This window comes from Micromonospora sp. WMMD736 (genome assembly GCF_049179015.1).
Lineage (GTDB): Bacteria > Actinomycetota > Actinomycetes > Mycobacteriales > Micromonosporaceae > Micromonospora.
Map to the genome: position 1 here is coordinate 1 of NZ_JBMHMI010000053.1, position 1,490 is coordinate 1,490.

Sequence of the window (1,490 nt, forward strand, 5' to 3'; positions counted from 1 at the left end):
GTCTTCGGCCTGCACACCCCGCATCAGCTCATCACCGGATCACACCCCGACCGGATGCGCGACACACTCACTTCTGCCGTGTTGCACTCACTGAATGCCGTTCTGGCCGAACCTATCCAAGATCTGGTGCTGGAGGACGCGGCGGGCCGGCTGTGCATCGAGACGAAGACCACCGTCGACCTGGAACGCGCGTTGGGCATGACGGCGGGCAACATCTTTCACGGCGCATTGCGCTGGCCGTTCGCCGACGACGACGAGCCGCTCGACACGCCCGCTCAGCGCTGGGGGGTGGCTACCGGCAACGATCGAATCCTGCTGTGCGGCTCCGGTTCCCGGCGCGGTGGGGCGGTATCGGGGATCGGCGGACACAACGCCGCGATGGCGGTGCTGGAAAACTGACCCGTCCGGAAACGCACAGCACCGCGAGGTCAGCGGGTGCTGACGTCGGTGTAGTCGCGCTCGGTGTACCCGGTGTAGATCTGGCGCGGCCGGCCGATCTTGTTGGGCTCGCCGTGCATCTCCCGCCAGTGCGCGATCCAGCCCGGCAACCGTCCGAGCGCGAACAGCACGGTGAACATCCGGGTGGGAAAGCCCATGGCGCGGTAGATGACGCCGGTGTAGTAGTCGACGTTCGGATACAGCTTGCGCTCGATGAAGAAGTCGTCGGTCAGCGCGATCTCTTCCAGCGCCTTGGCGATGTCCAGCAGCGCGTCGTCGCCGCCGAGCTTGCCCAGGATCTTGTCGGCCTGTTCCTTGACGATGCGGGCGCGCGGATCGTAGTTCTTGTAGACGCGGTGGCCGAAGCCCATCAGCTTCACGCCGTCCTCGCGGTTCTTCACCTTCTTGACGAACTCCTGGACGTCGCCGCCCTGCTTGCGGATCTTCTCCAGCATCTCCAGGACGGCCTGGTTGGCGCCGCCGTGCAGCGGGCCCCACAGGGCGTTGATACCGCCCGAGATCGAGGTGAACAGGTTGGCCTGCGACGAGCCGACCAGCCGCACCGTCGAGGTCGAGCAGTTCTGCTCGTGGTCGGCGTGCAGGATGAACAGCATGTCCAGCGCCCGCACCATTTCCGGGTCGAGCTCGTAGGGCTCGGCGGGAAAGCCGAACGTCATCCGCAGGAAGTTCTCCACCAGCGTCAACGAGTTGTCCGGGTAGAGGAACGGCTGGCCCTCGGACTTCTTGTACGCATAGGCGGCGATGGTCGGCAGCTTGGCCAACAGCCGGATGGTCGACAGCTCCACCTGCTCGTCGTCGAACGGGTCGAGCGAGTCCTGGTAGTAGGCGCTCAGTGCATTGACCGCCGACGACAGCACCGGCATGGGGTGCGCATTGCGCGGGAACCCGTCGAAGAAGCGCTTGAGATCCTCGTGCAGCAGGGTGTGCCGCTGAATTTGGTGGGTGAACTTGTCCAGCTGCTCCTTGGTCGGCAGCTCACCGTAGATCAACAGGTAGCTGACCTCGATGAACGTCGACTTCTCGGCCAGCTG

The 1,490-nt window shown here is 64.8% G+C and carries 1 protein-coding gene and 1 pseudogene; one reads left to right on the forward strand and one right to left on the reverse strand.

Features of this window, described 5'->3' with window-relative positions; translation table 11 throughout:
• Positions 1-399 (forward strand): annotated as a pseudogene (locus tag ACN269_RS33415) (hypothetical protein); the annotation flags it as partial.
• A gap of 29 nt (positions 400-428) precedes the next feature.
• On the opposite strand, the gene ACN269_RS33420 reads toward ACN269_RS33415, so the two are convergent.
• On the reverse strand, positions 429-1,490 hold a 1,062-nt coding region (locus ACN269_RS33420), incomplete at its 5' end, for a citrate synthase (protein ID WP_421477136.1).